The 727-nt window shown below is 32.8% G+C and carries 1 protein-coding gene; it reads left to right on the top strand.

The annotated features are described in order from the left end of the window. Positions 1–727 (top strand): gluzincin family metallopeptidase (locus tag AC1DTM_RS30065; RefSeq protein ID WP_477001659.1); only part of this gene is annotated, 727 nt, incomplete at both ends.

Here is a 727-nt window from a genome sequence, read left to right as displayed (position 1 = left end):
GTGTAATAATAAACCAATTGAAGAAAGAAGTTCAACTATTAATAGAATCTAGCAAGGAACAAAATATTAATGGTAATAATTCAAGTATTAAGCTAATAGAAGATGAATTAAAAGCTTGGGAAGATATGTACATACAATTACGGAATAAGATAGAAGTAATACACGATAAAGAGACCTTATCTTTTGGACAAGCGAATTATGTTACGATGAATAGTGATGATCATAATGAAAGATTAAAAGTGTTCGATTCTCTTACAAATACTTTGAATAAGGAAAAAGAAATCTTTGCTACTGTATTGAACCAAATAGGAAGATTACGTAATACGCGGAGTAATGAATTAGAAAGGAGAGAAGTTTTAACTCAATCCCTTCAAATGAATGGCATTTCTGAAACTGTATTATCACAAATGTGGGATGCAACGGAATCTAAACTTGATAAGCTAGTAAGTGCTTTAAACGCTTTTAAAAAGGAAAAGAATTCGATTACATGGCATGAACTTATGACATTAAAAGAAAGTAATGTGAATGTTTTTCCTTTTTCAGTAGGAGTACAAAACATATATGATGCATTTGAAAATATAGATGAAGAATTGKYAAAGTTCGCGCGGAATGCGATAGCGAATGGCTGGGTCGATGCTGAACCGAGAGATAATAAACCGCCGGGGGGATTTTGTGCTCCTTTTTTCAGTGAAAAAGAATCCCGTATTTCAATGCGTTATGATGGGAG

The sequence above is a fragment of the Bacillus sp. P4_D3 genome (assembly GCF_056401855.1).
The sequence above is the reverse complement of the archived record's forward strand: the minus strand, read 5'-3'. Positions and strand labels throughout refer to the sequence as shown.